This is a genomic window from Marinobacter halotolerans, from assembly GCF_008795985.1.
Classification (GTDB): Bacteria; Pseudomonadota; Gammaproteobacteria; order Pseudomonadales; family Oleiphilaceae; genus Marinobacter; species Marinobacter halotolerans.
In genome coordinates this window covers 272,297-289,018 of record NZ_VMHP01000001.1, presented here as the reverse complement: position 1 = coordinate 289,018, position 16,722 = coordinate 272,297, and the positions used below count along the sequence as shown (strand labels likewise).

The following is a 16,722-nucleotide window of genomic DNA, read 5'->3' as shown; positions in this document are numbered from 1 at the left end:
CGAACAAGGCCCCGGAGCCAGGCGGCTCGCGGGGCCAGGTTTCAGTACTGCTGCAGCATCAGATACGCTTGTTGCGCACCAGATCCTGAACCAGCTTGTTGACGGCTTCCGGGATCTCTTCGCTGCTTTCAGCAGCGATTGACGCCGAGGCAACATCGGCTCCCAGGTTCACGGCAATGGCAATCAGCCCGTGGGCGGAAATCACCTGTGCCGCCCGGCGACGGTCGTCAGCATCGCCGGAGTTGTCTTCACTGAGCACAACCGAAGTCTTGCCCTGATCGAAGAGTGCGCGCTCAAGAGCCAGCGCAAGAGCCGGTGCCTGCTTGCCATTACAGGCTATGATGGCCGGTTTCTGGGCCAGGCGGCGCTGACGCTCCTCGGTGCTGACTGGATCAAGCGACTCGACCGTGCCAGCCGTGCCAGCGATCATGCCTGCGCCAATGGTCACGTTACTCAGGCGGTCAATGACAATGAAGCTGCCGGTCACGTGGTTGTTCGGATAGGGGTCGAAGGCGATGGGTTGGCTCAGGGTCAGCTCACACAGGCCGATCTCGTTGAGGTTCAGCTCGGTTGGGTTTGCCCTCTTTTCCAGCGTGTTGACGTCGGTCTGGTGCTGGATCTTTTTCACCGTAGCGGATGAGAAAGTCGGACCCAGCTTGATGTCGTAAAGCCGGCCGGTTTCCAGCGGGGCGTCGGTCATCCACACGATGTTGGCGAGAAAACGGTTGCCCACTTCCGGCTCATCCTCGGCTTTGACCAGCATATCGCCGCGGCTGACGTCGATCTCATCGCTCAGGGTCAGGGTGACCGCCTGATCGATATAGGCTTCATCAAGGTTGCCATCAAAAGTCACAATCTCCTTGATGGTACTGGTTTTACGCGAGGGCAGGGCCATGACCTTCTCGCCCGGGCGAATCACACCGGAGGCAACCGTGCCGCAGAAACCACGGAAGTTCAGGTTCGGACGGTTCACATACTGAACCGGGAAGCGGAAGTGCTCCAGATTCTTGTCGTGAGACACCTGGACGGTTTCCAGAATCTCCATCAGCGGTTGGCCGTCGAACCAGGGGGTATTCTCGCTGCGGTTGACTACATTGTCGCCTTCTAGCGCCGACAGCGGCACAAAACGGATATCCTTGAGTCCGAGCTGGTTAGCAAAGGCCAGATAGTCGTCCTTGATTTCGTTGAACCGTTCTTCGCTGAAATCCACCAGGTCCATTTTGTTCACCGCAACCACCACATGGCGAATCCCCAGCAGGGAAGCGATGTAGGAGTGGCGGCGGGTCTGGGTCAGAACGCCATAGCGGGCATCGATCATCAGAATCGCTACCTGAGCGGTAGATGCACCTGTTGCCATGTTGCGGGTGTACTGCTCATGGCCCGGGGTGTCTGCAATGATGAACTTGCGCTTGTCGGTGGAGAAGAAGCGGTAGGCCACGTCGATGGTGATGCCTTGCTCACGCTCTGCCTGAAGGCCATCGACCAGCAGGGCCAGATCCAGTTTTTCACCAGTGGTGCCCATTTTGGCGCTGTCGCTTTTCAGGCTCGCCATGTGATCTTCGTAGATCATCTTGGTGTCGTGCAGGAGCCGGCCAATCAGGGTGCTTTTGCCGTCATCAACGCTGCCGCAGGTCAGCAGGCGCAGCAGTTCCTTGTTCTCATGTTGCTTCAGGTACGCCTGAATGTCTTCTGCAATAAGGTCGGACTGGTGTGCCATCTTAGAAGTACCCTTCCCGCTTTTTCTGTTCCATGGAGCCGGCCGAATCGTGGTCAATCACACGGCCCTGACGTTCGGAGCTGGTCGCCAGCAGCATTTCCTGGATGATCTCCGGCAGGGTGTCTGCCTCGGATTCAATGGCGCCGGTCAGTGGGTAGCAGCCCAGGGTGCGGAAACGGATGGATTTCATCTCGGGCGTCTCGCCTTCCTTCAGGGGCATCCGATCGTCGTCCACCATAATCAGCGTGCCGTCGCGCTCAACCACGGGGCGCTTGGCCGAGTAATACAGCGGAACGATCTCGATGTTTTCCAGATAGATGTACTGCCAGATATCCAGCTCGGTCCAGTTGGACAGCGGGAACACACGAATGCTCTCGCCCTTGTTGATCTTGCCGTTGTAGATGTTCCACAGCTCGGGACGCTGATTCTTCGGGTCCCAGCGGTGGTACTCGTCACGGAAGGAATAGACGCGTTCCTTGGCGCGGGATTTTTCTTCATCCCGGCGCGCCCCGCCGAAGGCCGCATCAAACTTGTACTTGTCCAGAGCCTGTTTCAGTGCCTGGGTTTTCATGATGTCGGTATGCTTGGCGCTGCCATGGGTAAACGGGCCGATGCCCTGCGCAATGCCGTCTTCATTTTTGTGCACGATCAGGTCGAGACCGTATTCCTTTGCCTTACGATCCCGGAACTCAATCATTTCCCTAAACTTCCAGGTGGTATCCACGTGCAGTAGCGGAAAGGGCAGCTTGCCCGGGTGGAAAGCCTTACGGGCAAGGTGCAGCATCACCGCAGAGTCTTTCCCGATGGAATAAAGCATGACCGGATTGTCGAACTCGGCTGCGACTTCCCGGATGATGTGGATGCTTTCAGCTTCCAGCTGTTTGAGATGCGTCAGGTTGTATGTGGTCATCGTGTCCTGTTACCGCGTGTCTTGCCCAGGGGTTTCTCGATCAGGGCATGGCGTGTGAAAGCGCAGATGATACCAGAACAGACACTGGCATAAGAAGGCGGGCAGCTAGAGTTTGATGCTATAACAATATAGCGGCAGGCACGGTGAATGCTGCTTTCGGAGACTTACTCGGCGTTGGCCAGCAGTTTGCTGACGTAGTTGTTCACGTATTCGAATCCGTTGCCGTCAAATTCGGCAAACTGGACACCAATCTGGAATTCGTTTCTGGAAATCCGTCGCATGTAGACAATGTGGCCGTGGGCGAGGACTGAAACCGGCTGGCTGGCAACAACGGGCACTGAAAACGAAGCTGTGACCTCGATCCAGGTTCCCGGAGCAGGCGTTTGCTGATTTGGAATCAGCGCCCTGACTTCTTCCTGCCCGCAGGAAATCATCAACCCGGTTCGCGAAATGTTGGACACCGAGCAGACCAGAGAACTACCATCCGGCTTCTCTATCTTTACTTCGGTTGCAACATCAACGCGCTGCTGGTTGCGAAGGTTGGGTTTTACCACAAGGTTTTTGATCATCGCTTCTTTAAACTGATGGCTTAACTTCCTGAAAGTCTAGTTGTTTAGTAAGTGACCAGCAAGTTATGACGCTAATAGCACCATAATCTTCTCTCCGATTTGTGAGCGGTGTGTCATAGAAATGAAACAGAGGTCCGTTTAATGACAGATAAAACATTATCCATCGAACAGGGCGCCGGTAGAGTCGGCTTCATCAGTCTGGGCTGTCCGAAAGCGCTGGTGGATTCAGAGCGGATCCTGACTCAGCTCCGTATGGACGGTTACGAGGTAGTGCCGAGCTACAACGATGCAGACATTGTTGTGGTCAACACCTGTGGCTTTATCGACGCCGCCAAGCAGGAATCCCTGGACGCCATCGGCGAGGCCATCAGCGAGAACGGCAAGGTTATCGTTACCGGCTGCATGGGCGTCGAGGCAGACAAGATCCGCGAGACCCACCCAGGCGTGCTGGCCGTGTCCGGCCCCCATGCCTATGAAGAGGTGGTTGGTGCCGTACACCAGTTCGTGCCCCAGAAAAAACAACACGACCCATTCACCGATCTGGTTCCACCTCAGGGCATCAAGCTGACGCCCAGGCACTACGCGTATCTGAAAATCTCCGAGGGCTGCAACCACCGCTGTACCTTCTGCATCATCCCCTCCATGCGCGGCGACCTGGTGAGTCGGCCCATCGGCGACGTGATGGACGAGGCAAAGAGGTTGGTAGACGCTGGAGTAAAAGAGCTACTGGTGATTTCACAGGACACCTCGGCCTACGGTGTGGACCTCAAATACCGCACCGGCTTCTGGCAGGGGCGCCCGCTGAAAACGAAAATGCAGTCTCTGTGTGAGGCGCTGGGGGAACTGGGGGTCTGGGTGCGCTTGCACTATGTCTACCCCTATCCCCATGTGGATGATGTGATTCCGCTGATGGCGCAAGGAAAAATCCTGCCTTACCTGGATATCCCGTTCCAGCACGCCAGTCCGAAAGTGCTCAAAGCCATGAAGCGCCCGGCCCACGACAGCAAAACCCTGGATCGCATCCGCAAGTGGCGGGAAATCTGCCCGGAGCTGACCATTCGTTCTACCTTTATTGTCGGCTTCCCGGGTGAAACCGAAGAGGACTTCCAGTATTTGCTGGACTGGCTGGATGAGGCGCAACTGGATCGGGTTGGGGCTTTCAAGTACAGCGCGGTAGAAGGCGCAAAGGCAAACGAGATCGAAGGTGCTGTTCCGGAAGATATAAAGGAAGAGCGTTTGGCCCGATTCATGGAAAAGCAGGCCCAGATCTCAGCCGCACGATTGCAAGCGAAAATCGGCCAGACCATCGATGTGCTGATCGACGAAGTTGACGAGGAAGGCGCCATCGGCCGCTCCAAGGCGGATGCGCCGGAGATCGACGGCATGGTTTACCTGAATGACGAGACGGGCCTTAAGCCGGGGCAGATAGTACAGGCCGTGGTTGAGCATGCGGATGAGCATGATCTATGGGGCCGGCTGGTTTGATTGATTTCGAGCTTGGGTCCTAGCCTGGTTGTTGCGGGAAAAGGCATTGGCGGATACCCCCTTCCAGCCTCATGCCGTTAACTCCAAACCCGGGCAGGCTAGGGCGGCAGCAATAAGCCACCGCCCATAGCCCAAGGATTACCCCCCAAGCTTCCGAACAAGAATCTCATTAAACAGCTTCGGATTGCCCTGGCCCTTCGAGGCCTTCATCAATGGCCCCATAAAGCCACCCAGCATCTTCTTGCGTTTCTTAGGGTCTACCTCGTTCTGGTATTGGGCCACCTGATCCGGCATGTCGGCCAGAACCTCGTCGACCATGGCTTCCAGAGCACCGGTGTCAGATACCTGTTTCAGGCCCTGGGCGTCGATGATGGCATCCACATCGTCGTTTTCACCGGTCCAGAGTGCTTCGAACACCTTCTTGGCGCCGGCAGAGGAAATCGTGTTATCGGCAATGCGGACCACCAGGTCGCCCAGCTGTGCGCCGGAGATCGGCGAGTCAGCGACGGACTTTTCTTCCGCATTCAGCCGCGCCGAGAATTCGCCCTGTACCCAGTTGGAGGCCAGCTTGGCATCTTTTCCGCGCTCTGCCACGGCTTCAAAGAAAGTGGCAAGTTTTGAATCGCTCGACAGCAGGCCAGCGTCATAGTCATTCAGTCCGTACTGATCCATGAACCTGGCCTTACGGGCATCCGGCAGTTCAGGGAGGCTGTCGCGGGCTTCGTTGATGAATGACTGGTCGATCTCGACGGGTAGCAGGTCCGGGCAGGGGAAGTACCTGTAGTCATTGGCTTCTTCCTTGGTGCGCATGGAACGGGATTCATCCCGGTCGCCGTTGTACAGGCGGGTTTCTTGCACAATGGTGCCGCCGTCTTCCAGGATGTCCATCTGCCGCTCGACTTCATGGGCGATGGCCTGTTCCATGAACCGGAAGGAGTTCAGGTTCTTGGTTTCGGTACGCGTACCGAGTTCGGCCTTGCCTTTGGGCTTCAGGGAAATGTTGACGTCGAAGCGCATGGAACCCTGGGACATATCGCCATCGCAGATGCCGAGGGAGGTGACAATACCGTGCAGCTTCTTGGCGAAGGCCACGGCTTCTTCTGCGTTGCTCATATCCGGCTCGGTGACCACCTCGATCAGTGGGGTACCGGCCCGGTTCAAGTCCACGCCGGTCATGCCGTGGAAATCCTCGTGCAGGGATTTGCCCGCATCTTCCTCAAGGTGAGCGTGGTGAATACGAACCCGCTTGGTTTCACCATTGGTCAGATCAATGTCCACATACCCTGGGCCAACAATAGGCCGTTCGAGCTGGGTGGTCTGATAGCCTTTGGGTAGATCCGGATAGAAGTAGTTCTTCCGTTCAAACGCCGAGCGGCGCTCGATCTCGGCATTCACTGCCAGGCCGAACATCACCGCATAGCGAAACGCCTGCTCGTTGGGCACGGGCAGGGTGCCGGGCATGGCCAGATCAACCGCGTTGGCCTGGGTGTTGGGCTCGGCGCCGTAAGCGGTGCTGGAGCCGGAAAAAATCTTGGTTTTGGTGGCGAGCTGAACGTGAATTTCCAGCCCGATCACAATGTCCCACTGCATATAGTTGCTCTCCTGTATCGGGCTTATTGCGGTTCACGCTGGTGCCAGTCGGTCACCTGCTGGAATTGATGGGCGGCATTCAGCAAACGGGCTTCGGAGAAATAATCCCCGATAATCTGCAGCCCCACCGGAAGACCATCTACGAAGCCCGCCGGTACCGAAATGGCCGGAATGCCTGCCAGGTTGATGGCAATGGTGAAAACGTCTTCCAGGTACATGGTGACCGGGTCGTCGGTCTTCTCACCCTGAATAAAGGCCGGGGAGGGGGTGGTCGGGCTCATCAGCACGTCCACTTCCTTGAAGGCATTGATGAAGTCCTGCTGGATTAGCCGCCGTACTTTCTGGGCCTTGAGATAATAGGCATCGAAATACCCGGCGGACAGGGCGTAAGTGCCGACCAGAATCCGTCGCTTCACTTCCGCGCCGAAGCCCTCGGCCCGTGTGCGCGTGTACAGATCCAGCAGATCCTTCGGGTCTTCACAGCGATAGCCGTAACGGACACCGTCAAAACGGGACAGGTTGGCAGACGCTTCCGCCGGTGCAATCACGTAGTAGGCGGCGATCGCCAGTTTTGCATTGGGCAGGGACACCTCTTTCACCGTGGCCCCCAGCTTTTCATATTCCTTTACGGCGTTACGAACCTGCTGCTCCATCGCCGGGCTCAGCTGTTCACTGAAGTACTCCTTCGGCAAACCAATCTTCAGGCCTTTCAAAGGCTCGTTCAGCGTGGCGGTGTAATCCGGCACCTCCCGGTCAATGGACGTGGAGTCCTTCGGATCAAAGCCCGCCATCACGTTCAGCATCAGCGCGTTATCTTCCGCCGTGCGGGCCATGGTGCCGCCCTGGTCCAGGCTGGAAGCAAAGGCAATCATGCCGTACCGGGAAACCCGTCCATAGGTCGGCTTCAGCCCGGTTACACCGCATAGCGCAGCCGGCTGGCGAATGGAGCCGCCGGTATCGGTAGCGGTCGCCGCCGGCACCAGGCGCGCCGCAACCGCCGCCGCAGAGCCGCCGGAAGACCCGCCGGGCACCCGTTTATCACCCTGGCTCAGTCCCCAGGGGTTGGTGGTCGCCCCGTAGTAGCTCGATTCGGTAGACGACCCCATGGCGAACTCATCCATGTTGGTCTTGCCGAGGCAAACCGCGCCGGCCTGGCGAAAATTCGCCGTGACCGTCGCGTCATAGGGCGGCACAAAGTTGGCCAGCATCTTCGAACCACAGCTGGTCAGGACGCCGTTGGTACAGAAAATATCCTTGTGGGCAAACGGCACCCCGGTCCAGGGCGTGGCATTGCCGGCTGCCCGCTGCTTATCGGCCGCCCTGGCATCGGCCAGCGCCTGCTCGTCGGTGACGGTAATAAAGCTGTTGTACTTACTGTCTTCCTGCTTGATGCGGTCGAGAAACTGCTGGGTCAGCTCCACGCTTGAAACCTGGCCGCTGTCCAGTTCCCGGGAAAGCTCTGCGACGGATTTGTTATGCATGTTGGGTCCTTTCACTCAGTTCACTCTATGACGCGGGGCACAAGATACAGCCCGTTTTCGGTGGCCGGGGCGATCGCCTGAAAGCTTTCCCGTTGATTGGTTTCGGTCACCTCATCGGCCCGCAGGCGCTGAACCGCATCCAGTGGGTGAGCCATAGGCTGCACCGAATCGGTATCGGCGGCACCGAGCTGATCCACCAGATCCAGGATATTGCCCAGATCCTTCTCCAGAGCCGACACCTGCTCGTCGTCCACGCGGATGCGGGCGAGCACGGCGACTTTTTCAATGTCCTTGCGGGAAATGGTCACGAATTGTCTCCCAGAAATGTATGTGAAATGTCTTTAACCATACGGTTTGTTAACCACAAGCCCGCCCAGATTGATAGACGACTCGCAGTTACCGGGGCCATCCGGAGGCAGGCACGCAACACTTTGCGGAGCCACGGATGGCGGAGCCCAAGCGCCACAAGGATGTGCTTGAGCATGTTTTGAGAGCCTGCCTCTGGACGGCCCTCCGCCGAGGCCACAAAAATAAAGCAACAATGGTAACAGATTCGAACAATCGCGGGAGGGGCCAAAACACTGAAGAAAAGCGAGAAAGGCCGCTCCAGAGCCCATATGGTGCCTTGCCTGAGGGGGTGCTCACTGCTAAAGTTGCGGCATCTTTTCCGGACTGCAACTCTCAGGTTGAAACTACACGAATGTTGATCAAAAGACTCCGAGGCTTATTTTCAAGCGACCTGTCCATCGACCTGGGCACCGCCAACACCCTTATTTATGTGCGTGAGCGTGGGATCGTCCTCAACGAACCCTCCGTTGTAGCCATCCGCACCAACGGCTCCCAGAAAATGGTGGCCGCCGTCGGCGCCGAAGCCAAACGCATGCTGGGCCGTACCCCCGGCAATATTACCGCCATCCGCCCGATGAAAGACGGCGTTATCGCCGATTTTGTGGTCACGGAAAAAATGCTGCAGCACTTCATCCATAAGGTGCACGAAAACAGCTTCATTACCCCCAGCCCCCGGGTACTGGTTTGCGTACCCAGCAAATCCACCCAGGTTGAGCGCAAGGCCATTCGCGAATCGGCCCTTGGCGCCGGCGCGCGGGAAGTTTTCCTGATTGAAGAGCCCATGGCAGCCGCTATCGGCGCCGGTCTGCCGGTTGAAGAAGCCAGCGGCTCCATGATCGTCGACATCGGTGGCGGCACCACCGAAATCGCCATCATCTCGTTGAACGGCATTGTCTACGCCGAATCCGTCCGCACAGGCGGCGACAAATTCGACGAAGCCATTGTGACCTACGTCCGTCGCAACTACGGCAGCCTGATCGGCGATTCCACCGCCGAACGCATCAAGCATGAGATCGGCTGCGCCTACGAAGGCCTGGAAATCCGCGAGATCGACGTTCGCGGACGTAATCTGGCCGAGGGCGTACCTCGCGCGTTCACCCTGAACAGCGAAGAGATTCTCGATGCCCTTCAGGAATCCCTGGCGCAGATCGTACAGACGGTCAAAAGCGCTCTGGAGCAGTCGCCCCCTGAACTGGCATCGGACATCGCCGAGCGCGGTATTGTTCTGACCGGCGGTGGTGCGTTGCTTCGCGGCCTGGACAAGCTGATCAGCGAAGAAACAGGATTGCCTGTGATCATCGCCGAAGATCCGCTGACCTGCGTGGCCCGCGGCGGTGGCAAGGCGTTAGAAGTGATTGATCGCAGCGGGATCGGAATGTTCTCCCAGGAGGGTTAAACCCGTGGGGAGTGTTCGCCATTAAAACCATCTTTGTTCAGGGCCCAGTTCCCGGATTTCGCCTGATCCTTGTTTTCGTGCTGTCGGTAGCCTTGATTGTTGCCGACGCACGCTTCAATCAGTTAACTGACGTTCGCAGTGCCATTGGCACCGGTCTGGCACCGGTGCACTGGCTCGGCAACGCGCCTGGCCGCTTCAGCGACTGGGTGTCCAGCCTCTTCACCCCCCGCGATGACCTTCTGGAACAGAATGAAGCCCTCAAGGCCCGGCTTTTAATTCTTGAGCGGCGTGCACTCAAGTATGCAGCGCTTGCCTCGGAGAACAACGAACTGCGACAACTGATGAACTCCTCTGAAACCCTGGACGATCGTGTGATCGTTGGTGAAGTGGTGGCCGTTTCTCCCGATCCCTTTTCCCATGAGGTGGTTATCAGCAAGGGCAGTCGCGACGGCGTTGAGGTCGGGCAGGCAGTTCTGGATGCCAATGGACTGATGGGTCAGGTGCAGCAGACCAGCAGTTTCACGTCTCGGGTTTTGCTGGTATCCGACAGCAGTCATGCGGTACCGGTAGAGGTTGTCCGTAATGGGTTACGCGGCGTCCTGCTGGGAACCGGTGAATCTGAAACTCTGGAACTGGTGCATGTGCCGGTCACAGCGGATATTCGTGAGGGCGATTTGCTCGTCAGCTCCGGGCTGGGCGGGCGGTTTCCCAAAGGCTATCCCGTCGCGGAAGTACGGACGGTCACCAAGAAGCCCGGAGAGCCCTTTGTAGAGATCCAGGCCAGCCCGAAAGCCGAACTGAATCGAAGCCGGCTGGTGCTGGTGGTATTCTCGCCCGTCTCTGAAGCAGAAGCAGACGTGGAAACAGACACAGTCGCTGAAGAGGAGGCACCCTGATGCTATCGGTCATCAGCTATCCCGTCTTTATCTTCAGCGCCATCATCGCCCTGGTTCTAAGCAGCTCATGGTTTCCGGTCGGCTGGTTTGAATTTCGCCCGGAATGGCTGGGGCTGATCGTGTTTTACTGGACCTTCAGGGCTCCCGCCCAATTCGGCATTCTGCTGGCCTGGTGTCTGGGTTTACTTCTCGACGTGATGGAGGCGACGCCCCTTGGTGTGAACGCGCTGGCCATGGGACTGATCGCATTTCTGGTGCTGACCGTCCATCAACGGCTGCGGATGTATCCGTTGCCCCAGCAGTGTCTGATGGTGTTTCTGCTGTTGGGCATCAATCAGATGTTAGTGCACTTCATAAAGCAGACACTGGGCGCGGAAGATTCCGGCTTCACCTATCTCTGGCCTGCTGTCACCAGTGCTCTGGTGTGGCCGTTGCTCTGTTTGCTGCTGGACAACCTTAACCGGAAACTGGGGTAGGCTGCCCATGCGCTCCATTATTCTGGCATCAGCCTCGCCCCGGCGCGCGGAGTTGCTTCGGCAGATGGGCGTCAGCTTTGACACCCGTCCGGCCGACATCGACGAAACCCCTGGGCCGGTCGAAAGGCCTTCTGATTACGTGTTGCGGCTGGCACAGGAAAAGGCCCTGGCTGTCGGACGGGGCGCTCCGGATGCCCTCGTTCTGGGGTCCGACACCTCCGTTGTCCTGGGTGATCGTATTCTTGGCAAGCCTGCCACCGGAGAAGAGGCGGCGGAAACACTCCGGTCCCTGTCGGGCCGCACCCATCAGGTGATGACCGCCGTTGCGGTGGTGGTGGATGGCTATGCCCAGTCGTGCGTGGTTACAACCGATGTCACCTTTCGTGCACTGCGACCCGATGAAATCTCTGCCTATGTGCGAACTGGCGAGCCTATGGATAAAGCAGGCAGTTATGGGATTCAGGGCCTCGGTGGTATTTTTGTAGAGAGTCTGCAGGGTAGCTACAGCGCTGTCGTGGGTTTGCCGCTGCGCGAGACCGCCGATCTTCTGGCGCAGGCGGGGTACCCGGTCTGGACAACCTGGCAATCAGGGCAGGAGAGCCTTAATGAGTGAAGAAATACTGATCAACGTTACACCGGTCGAGACCCGCGTGGCACTGGTTGAAAACGGTATGCTTCAGGAAGCGTACATTGAGCGTACCAGCCGGAAAGGCAATGTCGGCAACATCTACAAGGGCAAAGTGGTGCGGGTTCTTCCGGGTATGGAGGCCGCCTTCGTTGATATCGGCCTGGAGCGTGCGGCCTTTATCCATGCATCGGACGTGGTAACCGACCAGAAAACGATGGAGGGGCCGACTGACGGCCCCAAGACCGTGCCCGATATCCGGACCCTGTTGCGGGAGGGGCAGTCACTGGTGGTTCAGGTGACCAAGGACCCCATCGGCACCAAAGGCGCCCGCCTGACGACTCAGCTTTCCATTCCTTCGCGGTACCTGGTGTTCATGCCGGGCGTCACTCACGTGGGTATATCCCAACGCATCGAGGACGAGGGCGAGCGGGCGCGTCTGAAGTCTCTGATTGAGGAAGGTGCGGCGAAAGACACCGAAGTCAGCGGGGGCTATATCATCAGAACCGCCGCCGAAGCCGCTTCGGCGGAAGACCTGATTGGCGATATGAAGTATCTGCATCGCCTGAGCCAGGCCATTGAGGACCGCATCAGTCGCAGTCAGGCGCCGGCGGTGGTGTATCAGGATCTGCCGCTTTTCATCCGGACTATCCGCGACCTGATCCGCCCACAGACTGAAAAGGTGAGGATCGACAGCAAGGAAAGTCATCAGCGGGTACTGGAATTCGTGGAAGAGTTTGTCACCGAGTTCGCGGACAAGGTGGAATATTATCCCGGCGAGCGGCCGCTGTTTGATCTCTATTCCGTGGAAGACGAGATCCAGAAGGCCCTTAGCCGCAAGGTTCAGTTGAAATCCGGCGGTTATGTGATCATCGACCAGACCGAAGCCATGACCACCATCGATATCAACACGGGCGCGTTCGTGGGTCACCGGAACCTTGAGGAAACCATTTTCAAGACCAACCTTGAGGCCGCCCGTTCCATCAGCCGCCAACTCCGTTTGCGTAATCTGGGCGGCATCATCATTATCGATTTCATCGACATGGAAGACCCGGAGCACCAGCGGCAGGTTCATCGCATGCTGGAAAAGATGCTGGAGCGGGACCACGCCAAAACCAAGATTACCGGCGTGTCAGAGCTGGGTCTGGTGGAAATGACCCGAAAGCGGACCACCGAGAGCCTGGGGCAGGTCCTGTGCGAACCCTGTCCGATCTGTGACGGCCGGGGTTTCCTGAAGACCAGCGAGACCGTCTGTTACGAGATCTTCCGAGAAATCCTCAGGGTTAATCGAGCCTACGACGCAGAGAGCTATCTGGTGATGGCGTCCCAGAGCGTGGTAGACCGTCTGCTGGACGAGGAGTCGGACAATGTGGCTGATCTTGAAACCTTCATCCGCAAAGCGATCCGTTTTCAGGTTGAACCCTTTTACAGTCAGGAGCAATACGATGTGGTTCTACTCTAGCTCCCTCCTCAACCCCATTGGCCTGGCGCGCTAACGGCCGCGGCGACTCCCGATGAACGCACCAGAAAATGCCGAAAAGCCAAAAGGAACCGCCCTGAGGTTTCTGCTGAAACTGGCCAACCTTGTCTGGTGGTTGCTGCTTGCTGTGCTTGTCCTGGCCGCACTATACGCCGGCCTGGGTCGGCAACTTACCCAGAGTATCAACGACTATCGCCCGCAAATAGAGCAGTTGCTGTCCGAGCGTCTAAAGCATGACGTGCGGATTGGCTCGCTTTCTTCACGTTGGGATTGGCTCAACCCCACCGTGATTGCCAGGGATCTTGAGATCCGGGCGGAAGCCGACAGTGAGGAAGTGGTCGCCTCGCTTCAGAGCCTGCGGGTTGGCCTGGATTTTCTGGCGTCACTGATGCGCTTCCGGATTGTCTTTTCTGATTTCGACGCCAACCGGCTGGAACTGGTGATCAACCAGACGCCGAGGGGCGAGATCAAGGTGGAAGGGGCGGATCTGCCCGAACCGGTCGCCAACGACCTTGAGCAATGGATCGCGCTGGCCGGCCAATGGCTATCAGACCCCTCGGTTCGTATTACCCGTGTCTCGCTGGGACTGCGGGACAGCCGCGGGCAATTGCGGCAGGTGGAGATTCCCCAGCTTGATCTGGTGTACCGAAAGGGCCTGTTCTATGCGTCAGGTCGGGCGATGCGCCCCGGCACTGCCGAGCAGTTGGCAAGCTTCAGGCTGGCTGGCCGGCATTTTTTTAGCGGTGACTTTACCGGCCAGTTCTACGGAGACATCAATTCCGGGCGCCTGTTTGACGGCATAGTGCAGGAATACGCCTGGAAGGGCATTCGTGCCGAAGGCTTTGATATTGGGGGGCAGGTCTGGCTCACCTTCCGTGATGGCCTACTCAGGCAGGCTACCGGCAATCTGAAGACACCCTACCTTCAACTGGGCGTTGGCCAGGAATCCCTGGCACCACTGGAGAACATTCAGGCCAGATTCGGCTGGCGCCGTAACGGAAACCAGTTCCACCTGAACGACCTGAGATGGCGCTGGAATGGTGTTGCCGTGCCCGGATTTGACCTGCGGTTTGAATCCGGGGACGAAGCCAGCTTGCTGGTTGCAAACGGTTTTCCCGTTGCCCCTGTCAGGGGCCTGCTCCGTGGTCTCGGCATTCTTCCCGACCGCCTCGCCCGGGCGCTGGATGATTACAAGCCCGGTGGCACCCTCAACAATCTGCTTCTCAGAATGCCTTCGAACGACAGTGAAGGGTTTCGGCTGAGCGCGGATCTGAGCGACGTCAATGTGGCGGCTTACCAGGGTGCGCCCGCGGTGCGTGGCCTTGACGGGAAGCTGGTCGTGAACAGGAGTGGAGGTGTTGTCCGGGCCGATTCCGCTGCCGTCACGCTGGGGTTCCCCTCCCTGTTCAATGGGCTCTGGGAGTTGCGCAATCTGAGCGCCGACGTCGCCTGGCAACTGGACGGCGATGTCACACGGGTTTTTTCCGATGACATTGCCATGGATTTCGGGCCGGCTGCGAGCCTCACCGGCGCGTTTGACCTGAAACTGGTTTCCGGCGGTGAGGATGTCCTGGGTCTGAGGGTCGGAGTGGAGAATGGCAATGCCAGCATGCTGGCGGAGTTTGTACCCGTCCATCTGGTTAATCCCGGTCTGTATAGCTGGCTGACAACCTCCATCACGGAAGCGGATATTGTTCAGGGAACCTATTTCGGCCACGGCCAGGTCGGCAGCGGCTCGCCGCCGGGGTCGTTTGTGTCATCCATGGTTTACGCCTTCGAGAATTCGACCGTGCAGTACGACGAACGCTGGCCCGAGGTTACCGGGGCCAAAGGCAGCGTCTTTGTTCATGAAGGTCGCACCCGTATTGATCTCGAATCCGCCCAGACTGGCGGTCTCGAGCTCCGGCCGGGTCAGGTCCGGGTGATGCCCGGCGGCGGTGAACCTGACGAAGACACGCTCGAAAGCACGATGGTGTACGTTAACGTCGCCGCGCCGGTCACCGGCGACGCCCTGGCCTACTGGATAGATCGCACACCACTTGGGGGCATGGCAGGTGAGGCGAGCGATCAGGTCAACGTTGAGGGTCAGTTCTATCTGGATCTTGAGCTGGGTATTGCCCTGGATTCGGAGCAGGCGCCGGACGTTCGGGCGTTTGTCAGGGCGGAATCCGCCTCGGTGACCTTCCCCGCGGCCGACCTGCAGTGGACGGATCTGTCCGGAGAACTTGTCTACGACACTGACACGGGATTTTCCGATGCGCCGCTCAGTGCCCGTTTTCTGGATAACCCGGTATCGGTCTGGTTCAGGGAAAGCCGTTCCGGCAGCGGGTTGGTCTTGCGACAGACTGGCAGGGTGACGGTGGAACAACTTCGGGCCCGTTTCGGACTGGATGAAATGGCCACGCCCGGCGTGAGCGGTGGGCTCACGTACGAGGCCCTGCTGGAGCTGCAGGAAGGCAAGGATCCGGTTTTACGAATGGGGTCGGATCTGACCGGCGTCACCGTTGACTGGCCCGAACCCCTGGGCAAGACCGCCGGGATTCCGGCGCCACTGAATATTACCATTGATCCTGCCCGCCAGAGTGGCCTCGGACTTTTTGTCGACTGGCAGCAAAAGATGAACCTAGATGTCGACTGGCAGCCCGGCCGGGTGGATGTGCAGGTGAAGGATCTTCGCCTTGCTGACCGGCGCTTCCAGGATATTCTGGTTGAGGCGGTCAACGGCTCGGATAGCTGGCTTGTCAGCGTGACGGCAGACTGGGTCCGGGGAATGACCACCTGGCCCAAGGAAGACGGGCCGGTCATTGTCGATCTTGAGAGGCTCCAGCTGTCCCGGGATGAGGATCAGGCAGATGAAGACGTTTCGTCGCCGGATGTATCGGCGCAGGCCTTCCGGGAACTGGATTTTGATCGCTGGCCGGACATTAACGTTCGGATTGCGGATCTGAAGATCAACGAGGAAGACGCCGGTATCTGGTCGTTCGGGATAAGACCGGAAGGCAGTCAATTGGCCGTGGAGAATATCTCGGGGGAACTGAAATCCCTGCTACTGGAAGGTGCTCTGAACTGGCGCATTGCCGGGGAAGAGGTTCGAACCGGCTTCAACGGCAATCTCAGCGGCGGTTCACTGGCGGACCTCGGCGCGCTGTTTGCGACAGAGATTCCGTTCAGGAACAAGAAAACAGTGATCGAACTTGATCTGGACTGGCCGGGCCGACCGGATCAATTCGCCGTGGCCGATCTGGACGGAACAGCCAGAGTACGTTTTGATGAAGGCGTCATTCTGGAAGGCAACAACACCGCGCAACTGTTCAGGATCTTTAACCTGTTGAACTCCGATACGCTCTGGCGCCGGCTGAAGCTGGATTTTTCCGATCTCTACGAGGCCGGAGTCGCTTTTGACGCTATTTCGGGCAAGGCCAGACTCGACAGCGGGGTTCTAACGCTCGATCCCGAACTCCAGATTGTGGGTCCCTCCGGCGCGTTCAAGTTCAGCGGCACCACCGATCTGGCTGAGGAAACCCTGGACATGAACATGGTCGTGGTGTTGCCATTGACCCAGAACCTTCCGCTGGCTGCCGTCCTGTTGGGGGCGGGTGCGCCGATCGGTGGTGCACTCTTCGTGCTGGATAAAGTACTGGGTGACCCGTTGAGTAAACTGACCAGTGCCACCTATAGTGTGGGAGGCTCGTGGGACAATCCGGACGTTGCGCTAAAGCGGGTTTTCGACGCCGGTCAATAAGGGTAAA

At 58.2% G+C, this 16,722-nt stretch carries 13 protein-coding genes; 7 read left to right on the top strand and 6 right to left on the bottom strand.

Annotated elements, in window-relative coordinates:
- Positions 1-58: 58 nt before the first annotated feature.
- The 3 genes from cysN to FPL19_RS01250 form a co-directional block, all read right to left on the bottom strand.
- Positions 59-1,717, bottom strand: a complete 1,659-nt coding sequence (cysN, locus tag FPL19_RS01260) for a sulfate adenylyltransferase subunit CysN (protein WP_150909840.1) — start codon at positions 1,715-1,717, stop codon at positions 59-61.
- Between the two features lies 1 nt (position 1,718).
- Positions 1,719-2,627 (bottom strand): sulfate adenylyltransferase subunit CysD, encoded by a 909-nt coding sequence (gene cysD, locus FPL19_RS01255; protein ID WP_150909838.1) that lies wholly within the window; start codon positions 2,625-2,627, stop codon positions 1,719-1,721.
- A gap of 164 nt (positions 2,628-2,791) precedes the next feature.
- Positions 2,792-3,196, bottom strand: coding sequence for a PilZ domain-containing protein (locus tag FPL19_RS01250; protein WP_225314248.1), 405 nt, complete (start codon positions 3,194-3,196; stop codon positions 2,792-2,794).
- Between the two features lie 141 nt (positions 3,197-3,337).
- Here FPL19_RS01250 and rimO point away from each other — a divergent pair, with 141 nt between their 5' ends.
- Positions 3,338-4,681 (top strand): 30S ribosomal protein S12 methylthiotransferase RimO, encoded by a 1,344-nt coding sequence (gene rimO / locus FPL19_RS01245; RefSeq protein ID WP_150909837.1) that lies wholly within the window; start codon positions 3,338-3,340, stop codon positions 4,679-4,681.
- A 138-nt stretch (positions 4,682-4,819) separates the two neighbouring features.
- Here rimO and gatB read toward each other — a convergent pair whose 3' ends face one another.
- The 3 genes from gatB to gatC are packed head-to-tail and all read right to left on the bottom strand — an operon-like array spanning position 4,820 to position 8,060.
- Positions 4,820-6,271 (bottom strand): Asp-tRNA(Asn)/Glu-tRNA(Gln) amidotransferase subunit GatB, encoded by a 1,452-nt coding sequence (gene gatB, locus FPL19_RS01240; protein WP_150909835.1) that lies wholly within the window; start codon positions 6,269-6,271, stop codon positions 4,820-4,822.
- A gap of 23 nt (positions 6,272-6,294) precedes the next feature.
- Positions 6,295-7,752, bottom strand: coding sequence for an Asp-tRNA(Asn)/Glu-tRNA(Gln) amidotransferase subunit GatA (gatA, locus tag FPL19_RS01235; RefSeq protein WP_150909833.1), 1,458 nt, complete (start codon positions 7,750-7,752; stop codon positions 6,295-6,297).
- Between the two features lie 20 nt (positions 7,753-7,772).
- Positions 7,773-8,060, bottom strand: coding sequence for an Asp-tRNA(Asn)/Glu-tRNA(Gln) amidotransferase subunit GatC (gene gatC / locus FPL19_RS01230; protein ID WP_150909831.1), 288 nt, complete (start codon positions 8,058-8,060; stop codon positions 7,773-7,775).
- A gap of 395 nt (positions 8,061-8,455) precedes the next feature.
- On the opposite strand from gatC, the gene FPL19_RS01225 reads away from it, so the two are divergent.
- From FPL19_RS01225 to FPL19_RS01200, 6 genes are read left to right on the top strand one after another with little or no spacing between them, the layout of a single operon-like run.
- Complete coding sequence (locus tag FPL19_RS01225; protein WP_150912353.1) at positions 8,456-9,496, top strand: rod shape-determining protein; 1,041 nt, start codon at positions 8,456-8,458, stop codon at positions 9,494-9,496.
- A gap of 11 nt (positions 9,497-9,507) precedes the next feature.
- Entirely contained in the window at positions 9,508-10,392 is an 885-nt protein-coding gene (gene mreC, locus FPL19_RS01220) for a rod shape-determining protein MreC (RefSeq protein WP_225314247.1), read from the top strand.
- On the top strand, positions 10,392-10,868 hold the full coding sequence (gene mreD / locus FPL19_RS01215) for a rod shape-determining protein MreD (RefSeq protein ID WP_150909829.1): 477 nt from the start codon (positions 10,392-10,394) through the stop codon (positions 10,866-10,868). The genes mreC and mreD overlap by 1 nt, the downstream gene beginning before the upstream one ends.
- 7 nt (positions 10,869-10,875) lie before the next feature.
- Positions 10,876-11,481, top strand: a complete 606-nt coding sequence (locus FPL19_RS01210; protein ID WP_150909827.1) for a Maf family protein — start codon at positions 10,876-10,878, stop codon at positions 11,479-11,481.
- A complete protein-coding gene (rng, locus tag FPL19_RS01205; protein ID WP_150909825.1) occupies positions 11,474-12,955 on the top strand; it encodes a ribonuclease G in 1,482 nt (493 codons plus the stop codon). Before FPL19_RS01210 ends, rng begins: the two co-directional genes overlap by 8 nt.
- Positions 12,956-13,007: 52 nt before the next feature.
- Entirely contained in the window at positions 13,008-16,715 is a 3,708-nt protein-coding gene (locus tag FPL19_RS01200; RefSeq protein WP_150909823.1) for a YhdP family phospholipid transporter, read from the top strand.
- Positions 16,716-16,722 lie beyond the last annotated feature (7 nt).

What these genes read in the sequence shown, in the direction of transcription:
- FPL19_RS01200 (WP_150909823.1), top strand. Translation starts at nt 13,008, where the DNA reads ATGAACGCACCAGAAAATGCCGAAAAGCCAAAAGGAACCGCCCTGAGG.
- rng (WP_150909825.1), top strand. Translation starts at nt 11,474, where the DNA reads ATGAGTGAAGAAATACTGATCAACGTTACACCGGTCGAGACCCGCGTG.
- rimO (WP_150909837.1), top strand. Translation starts at nt 3,338, where the DNA reads ATGACAGATAAAACATTATCCATCGAACAGGGCGCCGGTAGAGTCGGC.
- cysD (WP_150909838.1), bottom strand. Translation starts at nt 2,627, where the DNA reads ATGACCACATACAACCTGACGCATCTCAAACAGCTGGAAGCTGAAAGC.
- cysN (WP_150909840.1), bottom strand. Translation starts at nt 1,717, where the DNA reads ATGGCACACCAGTCCGACCTTATTGCAGAAGACATTCAGGCGTACCTG.
- FPL19_RS01210 (WP_150909827.1), top strand. Translation starts at nt 10,876, where the DNA reads ATGCGCTCCATTATTCTGGCATCAGCCTCGCCCCGGCGCGCGGAGTTG.
- gatB (WP_150909835.1), bottom strand. Translation starts at nt 6,271, where the DNA reads ATGCAGTGGGACATTGTGATCGGGCTGGAAATTCACGTTCAGCTCGCC.
- mreD (WP_150909829.1), top strand. Translation starts at nt 10,392, where the DNA reads ATGCTATCGGTCATCAGCTATCCCGTCTTTATCTTCAGCGCCATCATC.
- gatA (WP_150909833.1), bottom strand. Translation starts at nt 7,752, where the DNA reads ATGCATAACAAATCCGTCGCAGAGCTTTCCCGGGAACTGGACAGCGGC.
- FPL19_RS01250 (WP_225314248.1), bottom strand. Translation starts at nt 3,196, where the DNA reads ATGATCAAAAACCTTGTGGTAAAACCCAACCTTCGCAACCAGCAGCGC.